Origin of the sequence: Alteromonas macleodii ATCC 27126 (assembly GCF_000172635.2) — a bacterium.
In the GTDB taxonomy this organism is placed as follows: domain Bacteria; phylum Pseudomonadota; class Gammaproteobacteria; order Enterobacterales; family Alteromonadaceae; genus Alteromonas; species Alteromonas macleodii.
The window spans coordinates 3,815,753-3,840,743 of the sequence record NC_018632.1; the positions used below are offsets into that span (position 1 = coordinate 3,815,753).

At 45.3% G+C, this 24,991-nt stretch carries 19 protein-coding genes; 13 read left to right on the forward strand and 6 right to left on the reverse strand.

Going from position 1 to position 24,991, the window contains the following annotated elements; genetic code table 11:
* The first annotated feature begins 142 nt into the window (after positions 1–142).
* Complete coding sequence (locus tag MASE_RS16300) at positions 143–3,586, forward strand: PAS domain-containing hybrid sensor histidine kinase/response regulator (RefSeq protein WP_014950818.1); 3,444 nt, start codon at positions 143–145, stop codon at positions 3,584–3,586.
* A 47-nt stretch (positions 3,587–3,633) separates the two neighbouring features.
* Here MASE_RS16300 and MASE_RS16305 read toward each other — a convergent pair whose 3' ends face one another.
* Positions 3,634–4,257: a mechanosensitive ion channel family protein gene (locus MASE_RS16305; protein WP_014950819.1), complete on the reverse strand. Its 624-nt coding sequence runs from the start codon at positions 4,255–4,257 to the stop codon at positions 3,634–3,636.
* Positions 4,258–4,533: 276 nt separating this feature from the next.
* Here MASE_RS16305 and rimK point away from each other — a divergent pair, with 276 nt between their 5' ends.
* From rimK to MASE_RS16325, 4 genes are read left to right on the forward strand one after another with little or no spacing between them, the layout of a single operon-like run.
* Positions 4,534–5,439 (forward strand): 30S ribosomal protein S6--L-glutamate ligase, encoded by a 906-nt coding sequence (gene rimK, locus MASE_RS16310; RefSeq protein ID WP_014950820.1) that lies wholly within the window; start codon positions 4,534–4,536, stop codon positions 5,437–5,439.
* Between the two features lie 48 nt (positions 5,440–5,487).
* Entirely contained in the window at positions 5,488–6,519 is a 1,032-nt protein-coding gene (locus tag MASE_RS16315; protein WP_014950821.1) for a succinylglutamate desuccinylase/aspartoacylase family protein, read from the forward strand.
* Between the two features lie 17 nt (positions 6,520–6,536).
* The gene (locus MASE_RS16320; RefSeq protein WP_014950822.1) at positions 6,537–6,971 is read left to right on the forward strand and encodes an ATP-dependent zinc protease family protein; all 435 of its coding nucleotides are present in this window, start codon (positions 6,537–6,539) and stop codon (positions 6,969–6,971) included.
* Positions 6,972–7,030: 59 nt separating this feature from the next.
* On the forward strand, positions 7,031–8,029 hold the full coding sequence (locus tag MASE_RS16325) for an amino acid ABC transporter substrate-binding protein (protein WP_232362776.1): 999 nt from the start codon (positions 7,031–7,033) through the stop codon (positions 8,027–8,029).
* Here the strand turns inward: MASE_RS16325 and MASE_RS16330 are convergent.
* A complete protein-coding gene (locus tag MASE_RS16330; protein WP_014950824.1) occupies positions 7,989–8,633 on the reverse strand; it encodes a response regulator transcription factor in 645 nt (214 codons plus the stop codon). The two genes, MASE_RS16325 and MASE_RS16330, sit on opposite strands and share 41 nt — an antisense overlap.
* Positions 8,634–8,651: 18 nt before the next feature.
* The gene (gene acs / locus MASE_RS16335; protein WP_014950825.1) at positions 8,652–10,598 is read right to left on the reverse strand and encodes an acetate--CoA ligase; all 1,947 of its coding nucleotides are present in this window, start codon (positions 10,596–10,598) and stop codon (positions 8,652–8,654) included.
* A gap of 245 nt (positions 10,599–10,843) precedes the next feature.
* On the opposite strand from acs, the gene MASE_RS16340 reads away from it, so the two are divergent.
* Positions 10,844–12,007, forward strand: coding sequence for a DcaP family trimeric outer membrane transporter (locus tag MASE_RS16340; RefSeq protein ID WP_014950826.1), 1,164 nt, complete (start codon positions 10,844–10,846; stop codon positions 12,005–12,007).
* A gap of 92 nt (positions 12,008–12,099) precedes the next feature.
* Here MASE_RS16340 and MASE_RS16345 read toward each other — a convergent pair whose 3' ends face one another.
* The 3 genes from MASE_RS16345 to MASE_RS16355 form a co-directional block, all read right to left on the reverse strand.
* Positions 12,100–13,254, reverse strand: coding sequence for a Na/Pi symporter (locus MASE_RS16345; RefSeq protein WP_014950827.1), 1,155 nt, complete (start codon positions 13,252–13,254; stop codon positions 12,100–12,102).
* Positions 13,255–13,364: 110 nt separating this feature from the next.
* Positions 13,365–14,417 (reverse strand): aldo/keto reductase, encoded by a 1,053-nt coding sequence (locus MASE_RS16350; protein WP_014950828.1) that lies wholly within the window; start codon positions 14,415–14,417, stop codon positions 13,365–13,367.
* 82 nt (positions 14,418–14,499) lie between these two features.
* Positions 14,500–15,558, reverse strand: a complete 1,059-nt coding sequence (locus tag MASE_RS16355; protein WP_014950829.1) for a hypothetical protein — start codon at positions 15,556–15,558, stop codon at positions 14,500–14,502.
* A gap of 393 nt (positions 15,559–15,951) precedes the next feature.
* Here MASE_RS16355 and MASE_RS16360 point away from each other — a divergent pair, with 393 nt between their 5' ends.
* The 7 genes from MASE_RS16360 (at position 15,952) to MASE_RS16385 (ending at position 24,907) form a co-directional block, all read left to right on the forward strand.
* Complete coding sequence (locus MASE_RS16360) at positions 15,952–18,429, forward strand: S8 family peptidase (RefSeq protein WP_014950830.1); 2,478 nt, start codon at positions 15,952–15,954, stop codon at positions 18,427–18,429.
* A 92-nt stretch (positions 18,430–18,521) separates the two neighbouring features.
* Entirely contained in the window at positions 18,522–19,367 is an 846-nt protein-coding gene (locus tag MASE_RS16365; RefSeq protein WP_014950831.1) for a DUF6689 family protein, read from the forward strand.
* A gap of 155 nt (positions 19,368–19,522) precedes the next feature.
* Positions 19,523–20,362, forward strand: coding sequence for a GAF domain-containing protein (locus MASE_RS16370; RefSeq protein WP_014950832.1), 840 nt, complete (start codon positions 19,523–19,525; stop codon positions 20,360–20,362).
* Positions 20,363–20,441: 79 nt separating this feature from the next.
* On the forward strand, positions 20,442–22,187 hold the full coding sequence (locus tag MASE_RS20310) for a serine/threonine-protein kinase (RefSeq protein ID WP_014950833.1): 1,746 nt from the start codon (positions 20,442–20,444) through the stop codon (positions 22,185–22,187).
* A complete protein-coding gene (locus MASE_RS20315; RefSeq protein ID WP_232362777.1) occupies positions 22,118–23,599 on the forward strand; it encodes a tetratricopeptide repeat protein in 1,482 nt (493 codons plus the stop codon). Before MASE_RS20310 ends, MASE_RS20315 begins: the two co-directional genes overlap by 70 nt.
* Entirely contained in the window at positions 23,592–24,281 is a 690-nt protein-coding gene (locus MASE_RS16380) for a sensor histidine kinase (protein WP_014950835.1), read from the forward strand. The genes MASE_RS20315 and MASE_RS16380 overlap by 8 nt, the downstream gene beginning before the upstream one ends.
* Entirely contained in the window at positions 24,278–24,907 is a 630-nt protein-coding gene (locus tag MASE_RS16385) for a response regulator (RefSeq protein WP_014950836.1), read from the forward strand. Before MASE_RS16380 ends, MASE_RS16385 begins: the two co-directional genes overlap by 4 nt.
* Positions 24,908–24,991: the final 84 nt, after the last annotated feature.

Consider the following 24,991-nt stretch of genomic DNA (forward strand, 5'->3'; position numbering starts at 1 on the left):
GCAAAGTCAAGCATTTAGGAGCTCGCGTATTACTCTAGACCTGCCTTGAAAAATTCAAAATGAGACCATGGTCGTAGGTAGACCATGGTCGAAATGATTATAATAGCGACAGCATTGTTAAAACTAAGTTAAAAGGAACGTTATGGTTTTTGGTTGGGTAACACTTGCAGTACTGTACCTCTTCTTGCTGTTTTCACTGGCGAGTTGGGGTGAAAAGAACTCGCCCACCGCTAGAGCACTAACGTCACATCCCGCTATATATTCGCTGGCCCTCGCTATTTATTGTACCGCATGGACTTTTTTCGGCATGGTAGGCCAAGCAAGTAGAGACACCTGGATTTACCTGCCAATCATGCTTGGGCCTATTCTCGTTTACGTTTTGGGTTATAAGTTTATTTACAAGTTAACCCTCGTCAGCAAGAAGCAACACATCACTACCATTTCCGACTTCATCGCGTCGCGCTATGGAAAGCGCCAAACCGTAGCTTTGGTAGTTACGCTTATCGCGCTCCTTGCCACTATTCCTTATATCGCGCTTCAATTAAAAGCAGTGGGCGCTACTTTCCAACTCCTTACTCAGCAGCCTAACAGCAACGGCATTATTATTGCCGCCACTGGCTTCATCGCGGCATTCGCAATATATTTCGGTACCCGGCAAACGGACGTCACCGAATACCGACGGGGTTTGATGCTGGCTATCGCCTTCGAGTCGACCATTAAATTGCTGGCGTTAGTGCTGGTTGCCATTGTTGGTTATAGTGCGTGGAAGCGCACCCAGTCTGGTCCATTCTTCGAAAGTTTCACCAATGAAATAGCCTTGGCGCAGTTTGGTTCGTTTACTTTCATCGCTCAAACTATCATGGCGGCAGCGGCCATTGTTTGTTTGCCTAGGCAGTTTCACGTTGCCATTATTGATAACCTAAGCCTAGGTCATCTGCGCACGGCAAGGTGGTTATTCCCTCTCTACCTGACCATTATTTCAGCGGTAATTCCTATTATCGCCATTGCAGGCAAAGCCATTTTTGCTGGCGCTAATATCGAGCCCGACTCTTACGTACTGTCGCTGGCTGTATTTTCAGAGTCAGTTCTTCTTCAAGTGATTGTTTTTGTAGGCGGGCTCTCTGCCGCAACAGCTATGATCATTGTGGCAACACTCACACTGAGTACTATGCTCACCAACGATGTGATTCTGCCGCGTATTCTTGCATTTACAGGCAATACCGATGACAAACAGGACGTGTCGAGCAAAATCAGGCTTATTCGCCGTATCGTCATCGCGTTTATCTTGCTTATGGCGTTTTTGTACCACCAGCAAATGACCAGCAGCCGCTCGCTTCATTCAATTGGGCTTATTGCGTTCTCGTTAGTTATCCAGCTTATGCCAGCCATTGTTGGCGGACTTTACTGGAAGCGCGCGCATGCGCACGGGGTTTACGCAGGGCTAATGGTGGGACTAGTGATTTGGGTGTTGTGGCTTGTACTTCCCATTGTGAGCGAGCAAGTTTCACAAATGGAACAAAACGAACTCATTAGCCAAGGCGCTATGATTAGCTTAGCGGCAAACAGCTTTGTTTACATACTCTTTTCACACTTTGCACCGCAGCGTCTTATCGACAGAATGCAAGCTGAAGCCTTTGTGTCTCCTGCCATTTCCACTAACAATACCGTTAAAGCGCAGGCAACTAACGTGACCGTCTCCGATCTTATAACGCTATTGTCGACCTTTATGGGATCCGGTCGTTGTGAACAATTGTTGGAACAATATCAGCAACTCAATAATTGCCAATTAAAGCACGACGATACGCCAAATGAATCGTTTTTATCATTTTGCGAACGCGCCTTGGGTGGCGTTATTGGCGCATCGAGTGCCAAAGTACTGCTAGACAGCGCATTGCGTGGTAAGAAGATGGACTTTACCGAGGTTATCAACTTCTTCGATGACACAACGCAAGCCATGCAATTTAATATGACTGCACTACTCACGTCACTTGAAAACATGGACCAAGGCATTAGCGTAGTCGACAAACACTTAAATTTAGTAGCGTGGAATAAACGCTATGCCAACCTCTACCCTTACCCAGATAACTTGTTGGCAGTGGGTACGCCTATAGAAAAGCTTATTCGGTATAACGCTTCACAAGGTGAGTTCGGCACAGACAACGTAGACGGTGAAGTAGAAAAAAGGCTGGCTCATTTGCGCTCTGGTATGCCCCATCGCTTCACACGACAACGAATGGATGGACGGGTTATTGAGATGGTAGGTAATCCTTTACCTGGCGGAGGCTTCGTAACAAGCTTCAACGACATCACCGGACACGTGGAAATACAGCAAGCGCTTGAAGAATCAAACATTGACCTTGAGGCTCGTATTAAAAAGCGCACTGAAGAAGTACACTCCATAAACGCCGAGCTTCGACTTGAAATAGAACGGCGCTCTGATGCCGAGAAAGAACTGATAAGGGCACGAAAGGCTGCGGAAGATGCCAATGCCAGTAAAACCCGCTTCTTGGCGCTCGCAAGCCATGATGTTTTGCAGCCGCTAAATGCGGCCAAGCTCTATGTGAGCGCCCTTGAAGAACAAGAACTGACTGAGTCAGCGCTAGCCATTATTCAAAAGCTTAGCCATAGCGTGACGTCTAGCGAAACACTGATTGGCACTTTGCTGGATATCGCACGCTTAGATCAAGGTGAAATGAAACCCGATATTGAGTCTATTGATGTAAGGACCCTGCTGTCACCACTTGTGGACGAAATGGCAATGCGCGCGCGGGAAAAAGGACTTCGTTTTAAAGCGATTATACGCCCGTGCTGGGTAAAAGCTGACAAAACGCACTTATACCGAATAACTCAAAACTTGCTTTCAAATGCGGTGAAATACACGGAAAATGGCCGCGTCTTGTTCATTATCAAGCCTGTCAAAGACACCGTTTATTTCAAAGTTATCGACACAGGCATTGGCATATCTACCGATAAAAAAGACAGCATTTTTGGTGACTTTTTCCGCGCAAACGAAAGCAAGGAACACGGTATAGGTCTTGGCTTGGGGGTTGTACGACGTTTAAGTCTGCAGTTGAACAGCGATATTAGTGTTACCTCGAAAATAGGCAAAGGCAGCTGCTTTGCGTTTAGCTTGGATAAAGCTGAGCCAAAACAGGTATCCAACGTTACAGCAAAGCCCCGCAGTACAACATTTACAGGCATGGACGTGCTTTGCGTGGACGATCAAAGAGAGAACTTAGATGCCATGCAGACCCTATTACAGAAATGGGGAATCAATGTGGTGCTTGCGAACAACTGGGATGACGCGTTGAAAGTCTGTGAGACTATTCAGCCTCAAATCTTACTCATGGATTATCAGCTCAGTCATGACAGCGAGAAAAATGGGCTAGCTTTGATTGAAGAGATAAGACATCGACTTAATATTGTGGTGCCAGCAGCGCTTATAACGGCGACACCAGATGAAAGCTTAGTTACACAGTGTAAAGCCCAAGGCGTAAACTTCTTAGCTAAACCGCTAAAACCAGCGAAACTGCGCGCACTACTTCAAAGTATGACGCGCTACATCAGGGAGGCGAAAAACGTGTAGCTAGTAGCTCGCTGCATGTTTTTCGCTATTTGTGTAAGGAAAGACGTCTAGAGTAATTCGTCGTGTGGTTTACTTTCTTCAATTTTAACCACCGGCGTTTCTACGCTCGACTTTGCCACCACTTTTCCCATTGCTCCCCACTTCTCTTTAGGGTTGAGCAAAACAGGACGGGTTAAAATTAGGTTATTAGGATACATGAGGGTTTCACGCTCAGCGGTAAGCAAGCGCGTGCTAAACGGCCCTACATCGGCAATCACACCTTCAATGAAGTTATCGCCGTCGAGAATGCGCACATAATTACCTCTGCGATAGGCTACGTTTGTGAGCAAAATAAAGTACGCAGTGATGTTACTGATGAGTGACCAACTAGCAAAAAGCGCAACACCGGTTACCGTGATGATAGAAGTGGAAAGCACTAAGAGCCCAGAAAAATCAATCCCCCATGCTAGCAACAACAAGGCTAACGATACTGTAGCGACAATAACCCGTGCAGCAAAAAGTCCTTTAATAGCACTATTTGATTTTAGCTTTGACTTTACGATGTTGGTTTCTAATTTCGGCAGCAACTTACGAGACATCGCCAAATAAATTAGTAAAACCAAACCACTCCACACGACATTTGACTGGTACTGAGTTAACCACGCCAAAAACCCATGCCACCACTCATTCATTAACCCAAATCCTTACATTTTTTCGTTAAGCAGACTGACCTTAAATTCTGATTTTACGTTAAAAAGGCCGACGCGCTCTAATGCTAACGTGAAAAACAGTCAAGTTCATGCATTAAAAGCAATCGACACAACAAGAATTATTCGTAAGACACCCCCGAACACTTACATTAGTATGCGCGCAAAAATGACTTGTCTATTTAACAATCACGTTCTAACGTGGTAATAGATTGGTCGATAAAACGACAAAATAAAACACAAACTACAGGCTTTTTTATAATGCGCATTGCAATTCTTTCTAGAAATCCTCGTCTTTACTCTACTTCACGCTTAGTCGAAGCTGGGCAGGCTCGCGGGCATCAGGTTGACGTTATCGATACCATGCACTGCTACATGGATATCACCAGTGCGCGACCGTCAGTTCGCTATAACGGTAAGCGACTACCCTATTACGATGCAGTGATCCCGCGAATTGGCGCATCGGTTAGCTTTTATGGCACATCAGTCGTTCGCCAATTTGAAATGATGGGCACATACAGCCTTAACGAGTCGGTTGCTATCAGCCGCTCTCGAGATAAATTGCGTTCGTTGCAGCTTTTATCACGTAAAGGCATAGGTATGCCGAGAACAGGCTTCGCACACCATCCTGACAAAATCGACGATGTTATTAAGACGGTTGGCGGCGCCCCAGTGGTTATTAAGTTACTTGAAGGCACGCAAGGTATTGGCGTGGTATTGGCCGACACGCAAAAAGCGGCAGAGTCGATCATTGAAGCCTTTATGGGTCTTAACGCCAGTATTTTAGTGCAAGAGTTCATTAAAGAAGCGGGCGGTGCAGATATTCGTTGCTTTGTGGTAGGTGGAAAAGTTGTAGCAGCGATGAAGCGCCAAGCAGCACCTGGGGAATTCCGCTCTAACCTTCACCGTGGCGGTCAGGCAAGTTTAGTTCGCCTAAGTCCAGCGGAACGCAAAACAGCGGTAGATGCGGCTAAAACGATGGGACTAAATTGTTGTGGCGTAGATATTCTTCGTTCGAACAACGGTCCAGTCGTTATGGAAGTAAACTCATCGCCGGGCCTTGAAGGCATTGAGAAAGCGACCAATAAAGATGTGGCCAGTATGATCATCGAGTTCATTGAAAAAAGCGCAGAGCCGCACAAAACAAAAACCCGTGGAAAGGGCTAGCGCCCTTTAACCTTTGCTATGCAATAACGTAAATATAGGAAAACGTTAGTGGTAAATGATGTTTTAAGAATTGGGGGTGAAAACATTGCTCCTGGCGAAACAAAAAAGATTGAGTTAGAAATGCCGCCGTTGTACACGGCCACCAATATGAGCATTCCGGTTTACGTTAAACGAGGAAAGCGACCAGGTCCCATTATGTTCGTCAGCGCAGCCATTCACGGTGACGAATTAAATGGCATCGAAATAGTAGGCAGACTTATCCGCTCAAAAGCGATCGAACGCCTAAGAGGAACCCTTATCGCGGTGCCTATGGTTAATGTGTACGGCGTACTAAACCAGTCTCGTTATTTACCCGATAGACGCGATTTGAACCGCAGTTTTCCAGGGAGTAAAAAAGGTTCGCTTGCCGGTAGGTTAGCCAACTTGTTTTTCAAAGAAGTGGTAAGTAAGTGCGATGTCGGCATTGACCTTCACACCGGCGCTATACACCGTAGTAACTTGCCACAGATTCGCGCTGACTTAGACGACCCAGAAGTACTGGAAATGGCAAAAGCGTTTGGCGTACCTGTACTTCTTAACGCAGAGTTACGCGATGGCTCTTTGCGCGAATCGGCCAGTGAAAGTGGCGTTAAAATTCTGCTTTACGAAGCAGGCCAAGCGTTACGTTATGACGAGTTTTCTATTCGTGCCGGCGTAAGAGGCATTATTAATACCATGCGTCATTTGGGCATGCTGAATAAAAGCCGTAGCAAGGGCCACAGTATCGAGCGTTTTATAGCGCGCCAAAGTGGTTGGGTTCGCGCGCCAGAAAGTGGCTTTGTGACGCATCTAGCACAGCTAGGTGACCATGTTGAGAAAGGTGACAAACTGGCCATTATTGCTGATCCGTTTGGCAATTATTTAGACAGCCTTGAAAGCCCTGCAGAAGGTGTTGTAATTGGTAAACAAAATATTCCGCTTACCCAAGAAGGTGAAGCGGTATACCACATTGCATACTTTTCAGAGCCTGATACTGTTGCAGAACACGTAGAATTATTACAAGACAATTTATTGCCACCAGAACAGGGTCCTGTTTTATAAAATTGGTAGAAAAACTGATGAACAATAAAAAAATTGTTGGTGCGGTAGAGCTGTGCGATTTACCAAAACTCGCCATCTCTGATTTGAACGTACGCGTTGATACAGGGGCGGCAACGTCTTCACTCCACGTTGATAACATTGAAGAGTTTGATCAAGACGGTGAATTATGGATTAAATTTGATATTCATCCGGACATTCACAACGTTGAACGCGTGGTTCGCAGAGAAGCACGTGTAGAAGGACAAAAACGCGTAAAAAGCTCAACGGCTACACTTGAGAAGCGCTATGTTATAATTACGCCTATAATAATGGACGGGTACCAGTGGGATATTCAGTTAACCCTAACGGACCGCTCTGAAATGACCTATTTGATGCTGCTCGGAAGAGAAGCGATGAGTGGTCAATTTATTGTAGACCCCGAACACGACTTTTTGCTGACGGGGAAAGACTAGCAATACAAGTTTGCCAATGGTTAAACAACGTTAATACCTGCGGCAACTTGCAGTAAGGCATGCGTTTAGTGCATGAAATACAAAATATGGACGTTACGAAAAAAGCCCTCAGTGTTGCCGCTCTACTGTTGAGTGTATTTACACTATTGAGTGCTCATGCTCAGCAGCAAAACACAAATGAGGTAAGTACTGACTTACCTCACACCGTTCTCCGCTTGCCAAATATTCATCCTGGACGAGACGCCGTATACGCCTACGCTAAACGTCTTCTCACAGAATCACTGCGCGTTACTGAACCTCAATACGGTTCTTTTGAACTGATTGTCAGCGACCAAGAAACGGCGCAAGAACGTCAACTACGCAGCCTTGAACACAACATGCTAGACGTGACGTGGAGCGTTACCTCGACAGAGCGTGAACGTCAGTTCCTGCCCATTCGCATTCCCATTATGGCGGGTCTTTTTGGTAAGCGTGCACTGCTGGTCAGAGAAGGCGATACGCGACTTAAAGAAGTAAAGTCATTAAACGCGTTACGAGCATACCGCGCGGTTTTGGGCTACGACTGGCCCGATACGAAGATATTTCGCGCAAACGATATCCCAGTGTTGGAAACGACCTACCGGGCGTCATTTCGCATTGTTTCAGAAGGCTTCGCCGATATGTTTCCAAGAAGCGTAATGGAAATCAAAGAGGAGCTTTCAGACAAAACCCTTTCTCGCGGCCTAACTATTGATGAACACCTTATAATATCGTATCCAAGCCCCATCTTTTTCTTTGTGGGAAGCGACAATCAGGCATTAGCCGGGCGGATAGCTGAAGGCCTGTTAAGGCTCTTCGAAACGGGTAAGTTTCAGGAGCTACTGTTAGCTCACGATAACTTTAGAGAAGGTATGGCACTTACCGAAGGGCGAACGGTTATTGAAATTGACAACCCTTTGCTCAGTGAACAAAGCCGCTTGGCATTGGAAAAGTTCTTACCGGAATTTGCTACCTCAGAAGACGTGCTTACGTTCGACGTTACTGAACCGGCGGCTCCAACTCAAGTTGTGAAGCAATAAGTACCGCTTGTGTGCGGTTGTTTATGCCCAGCTTTTTAAAGATAGCAGTAACATGCGCTTTAACCGTGGCCTCTGCGATATCTAAATTAAAGCCAATTTGCTTGTTCAGCAAGCCGTCTCGCATGTAACAAAGCACTTTGTATTGCGAAGGCGTTAGCGAGGCAACTTTGTCCGCTAATTCAGAGAATTCTTCATTCACCTCATCAACGTCTTCACTTAAGTTATCAGGTAGCCATACATCGCCATCCAGAATTGCTTCTACGGCGTTTGCAATATCTTGCGCACTGGCAGTTTTTGGGATGAACCCTAGCGCGCCCACGCTAATAATCTTTGAAATAAGTGTGGTGTCTTCTGTGCCAGAGACTACGGCAACAGGAAGTTCGGGAAAGAGTTTTCGAATATGCAGCAAACCAAACAAATCATTGCTACCCGGCATGTGCAAATCAAGCAGCAATAAGTCGATATCCTCGTTGTTGAGAATATCGACTGTAGTGTTAAGGTCTCCCGCCTCTTTGAGGGTTAAGGCTGGAAGTGACAACGACAACGCGCCTCTTAGTGCATCGCGATACAGCGGATGATCATCAGCGATTAGAAGGGTTATCATTGTCTATATCCTTAGTTTCTACTTATTTAGACGTTCCTCTATCAGTGTATCAACAACCGATGGATCCGCCAACGTAGATGTGTCACCTAATTGCTCATGCTCATTGGCGGCAATCTTACGCAAAATACGGCGCATAATTTTACCAGAGCGGGTTTTAGGTAATCCGCGAGACCATTGGATCATATCAGGTGTAGCAATCGGGCTTAGCTCTTGACGCACCCACGCCTTAAGCTCTTTAGTAAGGGCTTCATCTGCTTCAACCCCTTCATTTGGCGTTACGTAAACGTAGATACCCTGCCCTTTGATATCATGTGGGAAGCCAACAACGGCAGCCTCAGCCACTTTAGGATGGGCAACAAGTGCACTTTCGATTTCAGCGGTGCCCAAACGGTGTCCAGAAACGTTTAGCACGTCATCTACACGACCGGTGATCCAGTAGAAGCCATCTTCGTCGCAACGAGCACCGTCACCGGTGAAGTACACACCTTTGTACGCGCTAAAGTAGGTGTTAATAAAGCGCTGATGATCGCCATAAACCGTTCGAGCTTGGCTAGGCCAGCTGTCTTTAATAACAAGATTACCTTCTGCTGCCCCTTCAAGCTCATTACCGTCAGCATCAAATAGCGCAGGCTGAATGCCGAAGAATGGACGGGTCGCTGAGCCAGGCTTCAACTCCGTAGCGCCAGGTAAAGGCAGGATCATGTGTCCACCTGTTTCTGTCTGCCACCATGTATCGATGATTGGACAACGGCTCATACCAATTACGCGGTGGTACCATTCCCATGCTTCAGGATTAATAGGTTCACCTACTGTTCCTAACAGACGAAGCGATGAGACATCACACCCTTCAGCTGGAACATCTCCGTGGGCCATTAATGCGCGGATAGCAGTTGGCGCGGTATATAAACTATTTACTTTGTATTTTTCCACTACCTGAGCAATACGCTTAACGTCTGGATAGGTTGGTACACCCTCAAAGAACACTTGTGATGCGGCGTTCACCATAGGGCCATAAACCATGTAGCTGTGGCCTGTGATCCAGCCTACATCAGCGGTACACCAATAAACATCGTCTTCTTTGTAGTCAAAGGCATATTTAAAGGTCATCGCAGAATATAAGAGATACCCGCCCGTGGTGTGTACTACACCTTTTGGCGTTCCAGTAGAGCCTGATGTATAAAGGATAAACAGTGGGTCTTCCGCGTTCATTACCTCTGGTTCACACTGCGCTGACACGCCATCAACAGCGTCATGCCACCACACATCGTGCTTAGCATTCCAGTCTACTTCTCCTCCTGTGAGCTTATGAACTAAAACATGAGTAATAGACGGACACGCATCACCAGACAGTGCTTTATCCACATTCGCTTTCAGTGGAATACTTCTTCCAGCACGACGGCCTTCATCAGCAGTAATCACGACTTTGGCGTTGCTGTCATTGATACGATCGGCAATAGCGTTAGGTGAAAATCCACCGAAAATCACCGAATGTACTGCACCAATTCGGGCACACGCTAGCATGGCGTAGGCAGCCTCAGGTACCATCGGCATGTAAATCGCAACACGATCACCTTTTGCTACGCCCATTTCTTTAAGTGCATTCGCTAATTTACAAACTTCATAGTGCACTTGTTGATACGTGATATCTTGGCTATCTTCTGGTGAGTCACCTTCCCAGTGAAAGGCGACTTTTGTGGCATTATCAGCTAAATGGCGATCAATACAGTTATAGCTGGCATTTAATTCACCATCTTCAAACCACTTAATAGACACATCGTTTTCACCAAACATTGTGTTTTTAATTTTGGTGGGCTTTTGATACCACTCAAGCATGGATGCGTGCTCAGCCCAGAACGCTTCAGGTTGCTCTACAGATTGCTTATACATCTCATCATATTGAGATGCGGTTAAATGTGTAGACTGAAGAATGTTCTCAGGCACAGGATAAGTTTTGCTGGCGGTCATAAAGATTGCCTCCAATATCAATGATGTAAAATTCTTGTTGTATGGTGAAACACTCTAGCCATTCACCCACAAAGCAAAATGAGACTTTGGTCTTAGCAGCATACAACTAAGGTTCTACTAGAAAAGTATTACGACTATAGTCTTATGCGACCATTGGCTTATTTAATTTTGAGATAATAAGTACACAATCAGCAATGTTAACGTTGAATTTACATTTATTTAACCACTTTTTTGGAACAGACACGATGAAAGCTAAAATAAAAAATACGGCTACAGCAGTAGCGCTGTGCCTGGCAGCATCTACAGGTGCAGCACAAGCAGCAACAATCGGCGACACAAGTGTGAAATTCACAGGCTACATTAAAGTCGACGCTATGGTTAGTGACTACTCAGATGGCACAATTGCATCAGGTAGCGTAGGTCGCGATTTCTATATTCCTTCACTAACACCTGTTGGTGGCGTTGACGAAGATCCACAATTTGACGCGCATATCAGAACGTCACGATTCCGCTTTGCTACTTCTACTCCAACTGCTGAAGGCGATACCATTAACGGTGTTTTCGAGCTCGACTTCATTGTAACGAGCGGCGGTGATGAGCGTATCAGTAACTCCTACGTGCCTCGTGTTCGCCATGCATACCTTACCTACAAAAACTGGTTGGTAGGTCAAACTTGGACGACATTCATGGACGTTGGTTCACTACCAGAGTCTCTTGATTTCATTGGTACGACTGACGGTATTACCTTTGGTCGTCAAGTTATGGTGAGATATACCAACGGCGGCCTTCAGCTTGCGCTAGAAAACCCAGAATCAACCATTACGCCATTTGGCGGTGGTAGCCGAATTACGAGTGACGACAACAGCGTTCCAGACTTTGTAGCTGCCTATACGTCAAAGTATGACTGGGGTTATGTAAAAGTTGCGGGCTTATTAAGACAGTTGTCTTACGATAATGCCGCTGGCATTGATGCGGACGAAACCAGCTTTGGTGTATCGGTAACCGGTAAATACAATTTGTCTAATGGCGACGATATTCGCTTCACGTTCAACACGGGTAAAGGTTTAGGCAGATACTCTGCGCTAAACGCAGTTAATGGTGCAGTACTTACCGAAAGCGGCGACCTTGAAGCCATAGACTCAACAGGTTATGGCATTGCGTATCGTCACAAGTGGAGCGAAAAAGCGCGCAGTAGCATCATGTTCTCGGCGTTTGAAGCAGACAATGACGTATCATTAACAGGTTTAGCCACCACTGAAAGCACTTATAGTACACGTGTAAACTACTTGTACTCGCCAACTAAAGCGCTAACCGTTGGTGCTGAATACGCTTTCGCAAAGCGTGAGATTGAAGCCGGCCTTGAAGGCGACATGAACCGCTTCCAAGTTTCAGCAAAATACGCATTCTAAGAAATCCGCTAAGTTAAAAAAGAAAAACGGCACTGAGCTCATCAGCGCCGTTTTTTTGTGCATACAGAAAATAGAATGGCGCGCTACGTTAGCTACATAGTGGTGAAGATAATACCCAAAGGCATAATAAAGAATAAGCCACCGATATAAGCTGCGCCGTACATTTTCCGCTCTGCCGCTATCACTGATAATTGATAAGACAAATTGAGCGGAATATTGCGCAATAAAGGCAGCCCGTAAATAAGCGTAACGCCCAGAACGTTATAAATCAGGTGCACTAGCGCTATTTGTAGTGCAAATCCACTATTAACCCCCACTACACCCAACGCTGCGATAAGCGCAGTGATACATGTACCTATATTCGCGCCCAATGTGAACGGATAGATATCCTTAGCTTTTAAAATTCCACTACCAACCAAAGGTACCATAAGCGATGTAGTAGTTGACGAGGATTGCACTAGCACGGTCATCACAGCACCTGACGTTATTCCAGAGAGCGGACCTTTTCCTATGCTGGTATGCAATAACGCCTTTGCCTTGCCCACCATAAGTGATTTCATAATTTTACCCATGTAGGTAATTGAAAACATAATAAGGCCAATGCCAAGAATTATTTTCGCTACGCCCGGATAAATAGAAGGTAAAAAGGAGAATGCTTGTGTAACTAAGTCTGTTACCGGTTGCGTCATCGCTTTAATAGGATTAACACCAGACACACCGATGGCTTCACCAGTATGGAGAAGCGCAACCAATTGGGCACTTAAAAACTCCAAAATACCAAACGCCATTTCAAGAGGTAAGAAAATTAGTACCGACAGTACATTGAAGAAGTCATGAATAGTGGCCGCATTGAAGGCTCGTTGAAACTCGTCTTTTTTTGCAACATGACCAAGGCTCACCAAGGTGTTGGTAATACTGGTCCCAATGTTGGCACCCATCATCATGGGTATAGCGATAGTTATGGGTAAACCACCCGCTACCATTCCGACAATAATAGAGGTAACCGTACTTGAAGACTGAATAAGTGCGGTACACACCATACCAATAATCAATCCCATGACAGGATTAGAAGCAAAACTAAAAAGAGATTTCGCGTGGTCGCCAGTAGCAAATTTGAATCCGCTGCCAATCATGCTAACAGCTAATAACATCACATAGACTAATAAGGCTAAAAGAAGCCACTTACGCCAGTTATGTGCTTTTTCTAGCACGCTGTTCTGGGCTAGTTGAGGGTCAATCATTGACATAATACGCACAACTTCATACTTGAAAAACTCATAATATGACGTGCGTATTACACAAAAATGACGGGGTGTGAAACGCTACCCCGCCATTCTTAGGAAGAAAATAAATTCGCTTAGAAGCCTAAAGGATACTGCCTTAGTACACTGTGAATGTCGTCCAATGTTTCCTTCGAAAGTGAAATATCAAACGCGTCTATATTTTCTTTAAGTTGAGGCACAGTGGTAGCACCAATAATTGTTGAGGTAACACCAGGTACTTGCTTACACCACGCCAACGCGAGCTGCGAAGGTGTTATTCCTGCGTTTTCTGCAATCTTCATATATTCTGCTGTAGCTGCCTGCGCTGGCGCTTTATCTCTAAATAACCCCATACGCTGAGCTAGTGTCCAACGACTACCTTCCGGTCTGGCTCCATCCTGATACTTACCACTTAACATACCCGTTGCTAACGGCGACCACGGAAGGTAAGCAATGTTCTCTAGTTCACACATTTCAATTAAATAAGGCCAGTCTTTCGCATGAAGTAAACTGAACTCATTTTGAATAGAAACTGGAAGCGGCATATCCAGCTCTTTGCAAAGTGTAAGAAAGGCGTGAATGCCCCAAGGCGTGTCATCTGACAGCCCCCAGTGTCTAATTTTCCCTTCATCCAGCGCGCGCTTAATGCCTAAAAGGATATCACGCATACCATCCAGTTCTTTTTCTCGATTGGTTTTGGTTGGATCAGCACCATCCGGCCAATGCTTACCGAAATGAGGTGTAACTCTATTCGGCCAATGAAGCTGGTAAACGTCGATATAATCGGTTTTTAAGCGCTCTAATGAATAGGTGAGTGCGTTTGCGATAGCGTCAGCTGTAATGGGCCCTGCGTTGCGAATGTACTTCAAACCGCTGCCAGCAATTTTAGTCATTAAAACAATGTCAGAGCGCTTTGATTCGTTCCGCGAAATCCAATTACCGATAATGCGCTCTGTATCGCCATAGGTATCTACATTTGGGGGAACAGGATACATTTCGGCCGTATCGACAAAGTTCACGCCTTTATCCAGGGCAAACGCCATTTGCTCGTCTGCATCTTGCTGGGTGTTTTGAATGCCCCATGTCATTGTGCCCAAACACACATCCGACACCTGTAAGTCGCTATTTCCTAAGCGGTTAAACTTCATTTTTGCTTCTACCTTGCTTGGCTTATACCTTATTGATGCAATAATGAGTCGACCGCTTAAGAAATAAAAGTGCCCTCTGTGGTTATGAGGCTTTCTTAGTGGCCAACTCGGCTTCTACACTTGCTAGCCGCGCCTCAATATCTCTTTTGGACTCGACCATTTCATTCGCCAATTCTGCGAGTGATTTTAACTCTGCAAACCCTAACTTTCTCGTATCAATCATTTGATACTGACGCTTACAGCGATAAAAGAAAGTAAGAAAGTTAACAAAAGCGCGGTGAAATGTCGCAAAACTCTTGATCAATACCAGAATTAACACGATAGACGTGAGCGCAGCAATACTTAGACTGTAAATACGCACTTGGCCTTCTTGTTGTTCAATCATAGGTTTCAAGGCGGTATCGACACCCTTTAGCTGTGTCTCCACATTATGTGCGCTTTGTCTGAACTCTCCGCGAAGGCCTTCATTGTGAGTTACACCAAACGTTGTGAACGCATCAACTAATTGCAACAGCGCTTCTCTATATTGTATCAATGACTCATCAAGCGTCGAACTATTGCGGTAATCAGCAACTAAACGCTCAGTCATTTCGTTCATCAACTTCGCATAATACCCTTCTTGGGTTATTTGATAATTTCGCGTGGCGAGTTGAATATTGGTTAACAACTCTCTTGATAATGGGTCTTGAGAAAGTGCCCCTTCGTTGAGTACCTTTTCTAGCTCGGAAATACGCCCTCTCAGCCCGTCATTTTGCGTGAGCCCAATTCGCTCTTGAAGAGAGACAACCTGTTGGAATACCCCACTGTAGGCCTCCATTGAGGCAGACAGGCTTTCGACATCGGCCACAGGAAGACGGTATTCATTGAACATGGGGACAAGGGTAGTAAGTCGCCCCTTGAACAAATAGGACTGCTGAAGAAACTTGTCAAAGTAATCGGTGCCGTGGCGAAGTAAGAAATCCTTTTCGTGTCGTCTCATCTGAAGCAAATCTTGCCCCATTCTCAGTAGCGCATCTCGCTGCTGATTTAAGCCAATTAAACGCTGAGTGAAATAATGCTGACTTATCACCAGCATAGCCATTCCAATCACACAGATAAGGGTCATTAAAACCAATCGAGACTTAATTGAATCAAACTTCATGACAAACTCCTCTTGGGAGAAAACAGAGCGAACAAGACATAAACAAAAACTAATAAATGTTTAAATTTCGCCAACATACGCCATTACTATAGGTGCTTAACGTGACATTTTTTATTAAACCTTTGTAGCAATTTTGCACATTATTACATCAAAAAAAGTCACACATTTAGGGTGAAACCCCTATGTTCGAACAAAATTCAAACGGCCACTATTAGTGCGTACTTTGCTGCGATGACGTTAATCAAAAAACGCCGCGTTTTAATTAAGTACATGGCACGAATGCCATGCGCTTCAGCAACATAAACGCGTTCGGTAATGCTAACGACACAACAAGTCAAATGATTGTCTTAAGCATCTAAGAAAAAGCGCAGCCTCAAGAATTTGGAGAAGAATATGAAGAAGTTCGCCCTATCTACGTTAGCTGCAGCTATGCTAGCAAGCCCGTCAGCCCACACACTTGCCGATGCCTACATTGGCTCACAAATGGCTGAGAAACTTGTGTCGCTCTCCCCTGCTGAATCGCTGATGGCTGTTGTTACGTACGATCAAATGTCACCACTTGCCGAGTCACAAATTACGCAATTATTAAACTTGGGTATTACAGAAGGCGTGCAATTTAAGAACCTTCCAATCATTGGTGTGGTGGCAACGAAGGCGCAAATTGAGGCTATTGCTCAATTCGACGGTGTACGATCAGTTTTTGCGAACCGCGAAATGAAGCTATACAACGCTGATGCACGTGAGATCACAGGCGTTGCTGATTTGCAGGGCGAAGGATTTGCTTCAAGAAACAACGTTGAGTTCACTGGTAAAGGCTCAACTATTTTAGTGATTGATTCGGGTATTGACGCTTCTCACCAAGACCACTTCTTTGGCGATACTGTGGTTGATAACGTGCAAGCAATATTGAATCCGGGTGCGCTTTCTATCGTTGGCGTAACGGGTCCAACACTATCAAACCAAGTGAATACCGACCTAAACTCAGGACACGGCACACACGTTGCCGGTACTATCGCGGGTAGCGGTGTAATGTCTGATGGCAAGCACCGTGGAGCAGCCCCAGATGCTGACATCATTGGCTATGGTTCAGGCGCAGCAGTGCTGCTTTTAGATACTATCGGCGGCTTCGACTACGCAATTAGCAAGCAATACACCTTCGACAACCCTATCAAAGTTATCAGCAACTCGTGGGGTTCTAGCGGCAAGTACGAACCACTCGGCCCTGTTTCGTTGGCAAGTTACAAAGCACATAACATGGGAATGATTAGTGTATTCGCAGCAGGTAACGATGGCCCTGGTGAAGACTCGCATAACCCATATGCACAAATTCCTTGGGGTATCTCTGTAGGTGCGGGTGACAAGTTCGGAAAACTCGCTGGCTTTTCATCTCGCGGATTAAAAGGCGAGACTGGCGACTTTACTATGCCTGACGGCACGCAATGGACATATAACAACGAAGTCTCTGTTGTCGCTCCAGGTGTGGACATTATTTCTACTCGCGCCGTACTGAACGCCGCCGCGAATGGTGGAGACGCAGACATAGATGCAATTGAACCTCAGAACCTTCCTTTCTACACCATGATTTCTGGCACATCTATGGCGACACCGCATGTTTCAGGCATTATCGCATTGATGCTGGAAGCGAACCCGAATCTTGATAACGCGACCATTAAGCGCTTGCTGCAAGAGACAGCCACTAACATGCCTGGTTATGAGCGCTGGGAAGTCGGAGCGGGTTACGTTAATGCACGTTCAGCAGTTGCTGCTGCCCTACTTGAAGATATGGACCATAAAGTTACGGTTAATAACTTAGATGGTAAAAGCTTTAAGGCAAATGCACTTGTAACCACCAGCGATCGAGTAGAAAACTTCGATGTTTTTTATTCACCGGTAGGAGAGCCTGAAGTTATTCCTTTTGAAGTAGGTTCAGAAGAGGTACTTGTCAAAGCGTCTGCCGATAGTTTTGCAAACTTAACCAAGCTTGTTCTTGTAGCCCCTGACGGCACAGAATATCGCGGTAACTTAACTACGCCAGTACTTTCTACCACCATGCGTGTTGCTGCACCAGCCATGCCTGGTACGTGGGGCGTATATGTTTATGGTTTAACATCACTCTCTGGTGTAGAAGCTGACCCATTAGGTTTAACTAACGGCCCAGGTTTACCTGAAACATTTAACGTCACCGTGTCGTTCGAAAATAGCGGCGGCTTTGAAGGTATGGACGATGTAGAAGGTCACCCTCAACAAAACGCCATAGAGTTCGCGGTAAGTGAGCGCTTAATGGACGCCATCAATAGTCGAGGCTTTTCACCTGATGCTCGTCTTAAACGCAAGGACTTTGCGCGCTATGCGGTAATGGGTGGAGCCGTTAGACAGTACCGTGACCTTTTGAATGAAGAACGTCCTAATATTGGTTCAGTACCTGGTTTTGACAAAGCGTTCGTTGAATCAGTAATGGTTAAAGGTGGCGCACTTAAAGATAAGCTTCGTACACAGTCTCCTGTACTTCGCAGCGAAAATGGTAGTGCTGACCCGTTCGCTAGTGTTACTAAGCTAGATATCGCTTACTCACTGGTACAGATGCTTGGCTTGGAAGAAGCAGCACTTAGTTTTGACCCTAACGCCGACATCGTTGTTGACTATAACGGTGAGCAAATTGTGCTAGAAGATCAAGACAGTATTCCGGCTGATATGAAAGGCTACGTTCAGTTAGCACTTACTTTGTCGTTGATTAACGCAGAATTTGGTGTAGAGCAAAGTCCATTCAGCATCACGCCTACTATCACTGCGAGCTTCGCGCCAGATACGGTTATAACCAGAGCGCATTACGCTGTATTGGCTTCGCGCTTCTTTGCTCAGTATTTCGAATAAAATCGCAAACCACTGAAAACGGTGCCATTATATTAATTGATAATGGCACCATTTTAGGTTAAATTTTAACCAATACTGAAAGAGGTCATCCTATGATGTTTACTGCGATGAAATTCAGACAACTTACCACCGTTGTTGCCACCACAGCTCTACTTTTGTTTTCCACTGCACAAGCACAGGTAGTCACGCCTACAACTCTCACTGTCGACGACAATAAGATTCAGGCCAAACTGACGCTAAGCAGCTTAATTGAAGTAGATTTAACCGTAGAGTTCGAAAACAGTATTGGCCTTAATGCTAACAACATTGACATTACCGCTGAGCTGCTTGACCCCACAGACTTGACCATTACAGACCGCCTGCCCTCAGCACTAACAAGCGCTGTTTCGGGTTTTCCGGTTCTTGTATCAATCTCTCCGAAAGCTGACGCCGGTTTTGGATTTGAAGGTTTAGCGATGGTTGAGCTTTACACTAAAGCTATTCACTACACGCCAACCATTCCATGGCGCTTGTTTACGTCTCACGACGGTGGCGAGTTTGAAGACATAACAACGTTAACGTCATCAGGCAGTTTTCGTGCACGCGGCAGCACAGGACAATTTTCAGATTTTATTATCTTATTAGATAATCGCCCATCAGGTTCTGTTATCAATGACAAAGTTGCTTCTTTAAGCACAATCGTAAATGGCAATCGCAATAAAATTGCTGCGCTATTAGAGGCAGCCATAGACAGTGGAATAAACGATGTCCAGTCGGCATTGGCGGTAAACGATGACGATGCGGCACTGGCTGCTGTAGATAGCCTTATATCGCTTATTGATAATGCGTCTGGCAATGAAATTGCAGATGTATGGCGCTCAAGTGGTGACGTTGTGAACGTGAAAGGTTTACTACTTACTCAGCTACAAACATTACGCTTTAGCTTAAGAACATTGTAAATCAAGCTGGAGACTGAAACGTTTAATTGCGTTGAAATCGACGCAATTAAACCAGCGTTTGGCGTCACTGATAAGCAAGAAACTCTCTTATTTGTGTAATTTTATACAAACAAATTGAGAGGAGATGGCACCAGTGACGCGACGAGGAATATGCCATGCCGTTACAAATAGCCTTTACAGAAAATAACGGAAGCGTAAGTGAGCACTTGCTTTTTGAAGGTCGCGAATATCAGGTCGGCCGCTCCGAAAGCGCGGACATCGTTATTCCCCACCCCCAAGTTTCTCGCTCTCATATTGTATTACGAGCAAACAAACAAGCTGACAACGATCACGTTTGGCAGCTAAATGACATGAGTTCTACAGGGTGCTTCAGTGCGGGAATTCAAATAAAGCACCTGACGCTAGACAAACCCCATGTATTACAGCTTGGTCCAGTACCCTGTGAATTTACTCCCCTTGCGCTCAATAATGTGGTCAAACTTGACAGCCAACGAGAGTGGAGAAAGCAACAATTAAAGCAGTACCAAACGCAGCTTCAACAGTGTAATAGCAGTACTGCTCTTATTAACCTTGCCAGAGAATGTTTAACCCAATCATTAGGGTGTGAACGGGCATCACTCATTTTGTTTGATAAGATAAATAACTATCAACTCGGGATAGGCTATGAAAGCTGGATGCAAGGTGAGGACTTTACCGGTAGCCGTACTATCATCAACCAGTGCATGCAAGCTAACGCTGTTCGTGCCATTGGCAATATTGTTTGCGACAAATCGTTAAACAAGCAGCATAGTATAATCAGTCACGGCATTCAGGCTGCCATCTGTGTACCTGTTTGTATTGATGAAAAGCCCGTTGGCGTATTGTACGCAGACTCGACGCTGGGACGCCGTTACTTTACCCAAACGGACATAGATTTTGCCACCTCTTTAGCGAATATGATTTCGATGCGTTTGTTATTCCACACAATTGAGCATAAACTTTCACTTATAAGCTAAAATAAAAATAACAATTTAGTGACGCAATTCGTCTATTCGATTGCGTCGCTGTAGTGGTTAGTGAAGTGTGGAGAAGGCTTTGAACAGGCCCGATGTATTCTCGTCGCAAAACAATTCTCTTAAAACTGAGGCGCTAGCTTTAGGGACTTCTATTGCGCCAAATTCCCGTCTAGCTAACCGGTTTCGAATTGTTGAACAACTTGGCTCAGGTGCTCAGGCCACCGTTTTCAGCGCCATCGATGAATTACTTGATGTGAAAGTTGCACTTAAGGTCATTGAGGGTGGCGCCAGCGACCCGGTTAAAATGCAAACCATCCGCAATGAAGTCAACATTGCTAGGCAACTACAGCATCCTAATATCATCCGTGTTCATGACGTTTTCTCTGATGGAGATACCGCCTTTTTTACAATGGCGTTTATTGAAGGCGATCCTCTGTATACACGCATTCAACAACCTATCAGCAAAGCCGATTTCGACAAGTGGCAACAACAGCTCGTTGAGGCACTGTTGGCCTGTAAATCGATAGGCATTAAACATGGCGATATAAAGCCAGACAATATCCTTCTTGATCACAATGAAGACATTAAACTGATCGACTTTGGAATTGGGCAGAGCGCTGCATCTGGCGCTCAAACGAGCGGACACCAACGCTATACCGCTCCTGAAGTCATCCAGACTGGGAAAGCGAGCGAACACTCTGACACCTACAGCTTAGGAAGAGTGTTAGAAGATATGCTGGGCTGTGTACAAAAGGAAGGACTGGGCTTTTCTCAATACCTGTGGACGAAAAAACGCAAAGCTTGTATTGATCAATTAACACACCATTTGCCAGCGAAGAGACTCTCTTTGGAGCAAGCGCTTAACATTAGCTCATCCGGCGATAACGGCAGTGCTAATGTAACTTACAAAACCCTTGTCACCTTTTCCGCCATTGCCATATTGGTACTTGTGATTAGCGCCAGCATTTTTTCTTACTCTTGGTATCAAAAAACGCAACCCAGACTGCCCTCTGATACTCCTATTCAGCTACTCGTACTCAATGACCCTCAATATCCACTTTTAGATACGATAAACACGTTACTGCGCTATCCCCTGTCTACTCATCCTCACATTGTTTTAGATGATAAAGCGCAAACCCAAACATTGATGTCAAACTTAGCGTTATCCCCATTTAATAACGACAATGACAGAGTAGACTTAGCGGCTTCCACGTCGGTAAACAGCGTATTATTACTTGATGCTACGCCTACCAGTAGCGATAGTTACCTACTTCACGCCAGTGTTCTTAGTATGCCCGCTAACAAACCTATTTTTACCGTGTCGCATAATGTAAATGCAAACACCCTGTCAGATGATTTAAGTGTATTTGCTAACAAGCTCATTCAATCGTTATTTGACGCCATCGAAACGCAATCGCCCCAACCACTTCCTGACTTACGCTACCTTGATGCCTTGGATACCGCTTGGCAAAAAGGAGAAGCGTTAAATAGCGCAGACACCGTTGAGGCGATTATAGCAACCACACCGGACTATCCGGGTGGATGGGTGGCAAAGGCTCGAAACGATTTAAATACGGGCGACTATGACGGTGCCAGGCAAGCGGTAGAAACTTTATTCCAACTCTCTGACTTGGCAGTGTATTGGCGTTTACAGGGCGAGCTATTAAGAGCAGAGCTAAACGAAGATCTGTCTCTTGCTCAACAATCAATAGATGCGCTTGTTTCTCAGTCCCTGACAGACCAGACTTACTGTCGATGCGTGCAGACATATATCAGTGGGCTGGCGAAGATGCCAAAGCAATGTCCGACTATAAAGCGGCTTTAGCCCTTCGCCCCAATAATGGACAACTTTGGTTTGAACTTGCTCGTCTGCAAATTATTAATGGGGACATTGAAACTGCCACCAGCGACTCATTAACTCGAGCACTCGTAGCGTTTCGTCAAGCAAAAGATCCCCGAGGCGAGAGTTTAGTACTTAACGCTTTTGGTATTGCTTACCTACGTACAGCTGACAATGTGGCTGCAGCGCAGTATTTTAAAGACGCACTGGCATTGCGTGATGCAAAAACGCAGCCCTCTCAGCGGGCTAAAACCTTAGCCAACCTCGCCATTGCCACATCTCTTACGGGCGACTATGCCACTGCAGAGGCGTCATTAGAAGAAGCGGTAAAACTACTCCACGATTTAGGTGACTTGGCACAAGAAGCCCATGTAAACGATACACTAGGTTTTATGTTTGAAGAGCGAGGCCAGTTCGCAAGAGCGTTAGAGTACTACAAACGCGGTCTTGATATTCGTGTGCAAACCGATGACAAGGTGCTTCAGCCGCAAAGTATGAGCAATGTGGCCTATATGCATTTTCTAATTGGAGATATCTCTCTTGCTGAGATTTACTGGCAGCAGGCGAAAATGCTATTTGAAAGAAATGGGGACGAGTCTCACTTACTTCGAACCCATCAAAATCTTGCACAGTTGAGTTTGGTAAAAGGGGACAAGAATACCGCCACCAATTATTTAACCACTGTCGAGCAACGACTCGGTACACAGCACAATCAAGAAAAGCTTTATAACCACCTGCTATTCAGCTACTTAAACTTTGCAAACGGAAATTTGACTGAAGCCACGCAGCACGCCGCTGACGCAAGGCGCTTAGCTCAGGCTTCTGAAGATGTCAGAGCCCAAACCGAGGTATTACTATGGCAGGGAGAGATGTGTTTACTTACCGCAAACTGGTTATGCCTAGAAAACAGTCTTGAAACCGTGACGCCTACCATTAGCGAAGAGCGCCACGAGCAATTTGCCGTTTATCAATGGTTAACATTGGGATTGAAGCATCATAAAGGCACACTAAATAACGAACGAGACGAGATCTACACTACACTTGTCGATAACACCAACGTGCCGGTCATCACTGAAATTAAAATTCTGCTCGACATACAGCAGCGACTTTCTTTGAATGAAAATAGCAGCGCCATGGAGAAGCTTAGCTCGCTCATTAAACCAACCTACTACCAGCCTTACCTGCAGTGGCTATACGTAAAGGCGTCACTAGGTGATGAAGAGTCTATCGAAAAGTTAAAGCAAAAATTAGCGTTATATCCTACCTACTGGCGTAACCACCTTTACTATCGCGCCATTCCAGGTAAAGAAGACACGGTGGATGACTTAACATCCAAATGGCTATCTCAATTACCTGAGCAACAGGTTGGAGACTACAGGAACGCCTATTTTGACTGACTTGGCCACCGAGATAGAGAACATTAAAGCGTTACAGGCGACACTTCAGGCTCGATTAGATGCCGATCAAGAGGTTTTGCAACAGCTCGCAAAACGATTGTGGGCTCAACAAGAATCAGAAAAAGCGAAGCTTTCTCGTGAATTACATGATGGGATTGGTCAGCTGCTCACAGGGCTGACACGAAGACTGCAAGCACTATCAACCTCTTCGCCTGAGCTTGAAGCACTACACGGCATCGCTGAAATGGCGTTAAATGATGTCAGACAATTATCGCGGCTAATGAGCCCAACAATCCTTGATGACTTAGGTCTTAAACCAGCACTTAACTGGCTTTGTAGAAATTTGCTTAGTGGTGAAGATATTGAATATCACACCGAGATTACCGTACCGCCTGATCTGCCTAAAGACATAAGCACATTATTATTTAGAATTGCGCAAGAAACGCTGGTTAATGCTATAAAACACAGCGAGGCCACCAACCTAACTTTATCAATTTCTTACCATCATCACGTTATTCGTTTGGATATTCTTGATAATGGTGTAGGGTTTGATAGTAAAGCCATAGAGCCCGGCATTGGCCTTTCTAGTATTCGCGACAGAGCAGAAGCGTTCAATGCGACACTGGAAATAGACTCTGCAGTAGGGCAAGGCACCAGAACAACAGTAACGGTACCCGTATGACAATTCGTGTAGTGCTAGCCGATGACCATGTGCTTATGCGTCAAGGCGTGTCTCAAATGCTAAATGCCAACCCAGATATCAGCGTAGTGGGAGAATGCGACGATGGTGTCGCGCTAATCGCTGCTGTGTTAAAGCTCTCGCCAGATGTTATTTTAATGGACATTTCGATGCCACGTATGAGTGGTCTGGTCGCTATTGATAAAATTCTATCTCAGCGCAGTGACGCGAAAATTCTTGTGCTGTCTATGCACAACGAAGTGGAATACATTGAAGCCATGCGCGACGCAGGCGCTAAAGGCTACATATTAAAAGAATCTTCCGGTGAAAGCTTGGTTGAAGCCATCAAGAAAGTGGCCGCAAACAAAACCTGTTTTCCCGATGAACTAACCCAGTCATCTAGCGATCAATGCCAAAAGCACGTATCGCCACTAAGTGTATTAACTAGAAGAGAACGAGAAGTTTTTTTCTTAGTTGTTGCAGGCAACACCAGTAAGAAGATTGCTGAGCTATTAGATATGAGCCTTAAAACTGCAGAAAATCATCGCAGTAATATTTATAAGAAGCTTAATTTAAGCAGTTCGGCAGAACTTATCAGAATGGCAGGAAAAGCAGGTTTGTTAGAATAGTTGGGATTTATTCTCAGCGTAGAACTCTTTTCCATTCCCCCCTACCATATTCCATATTCAGCGAATGCTGGTTGCAGTAATTAA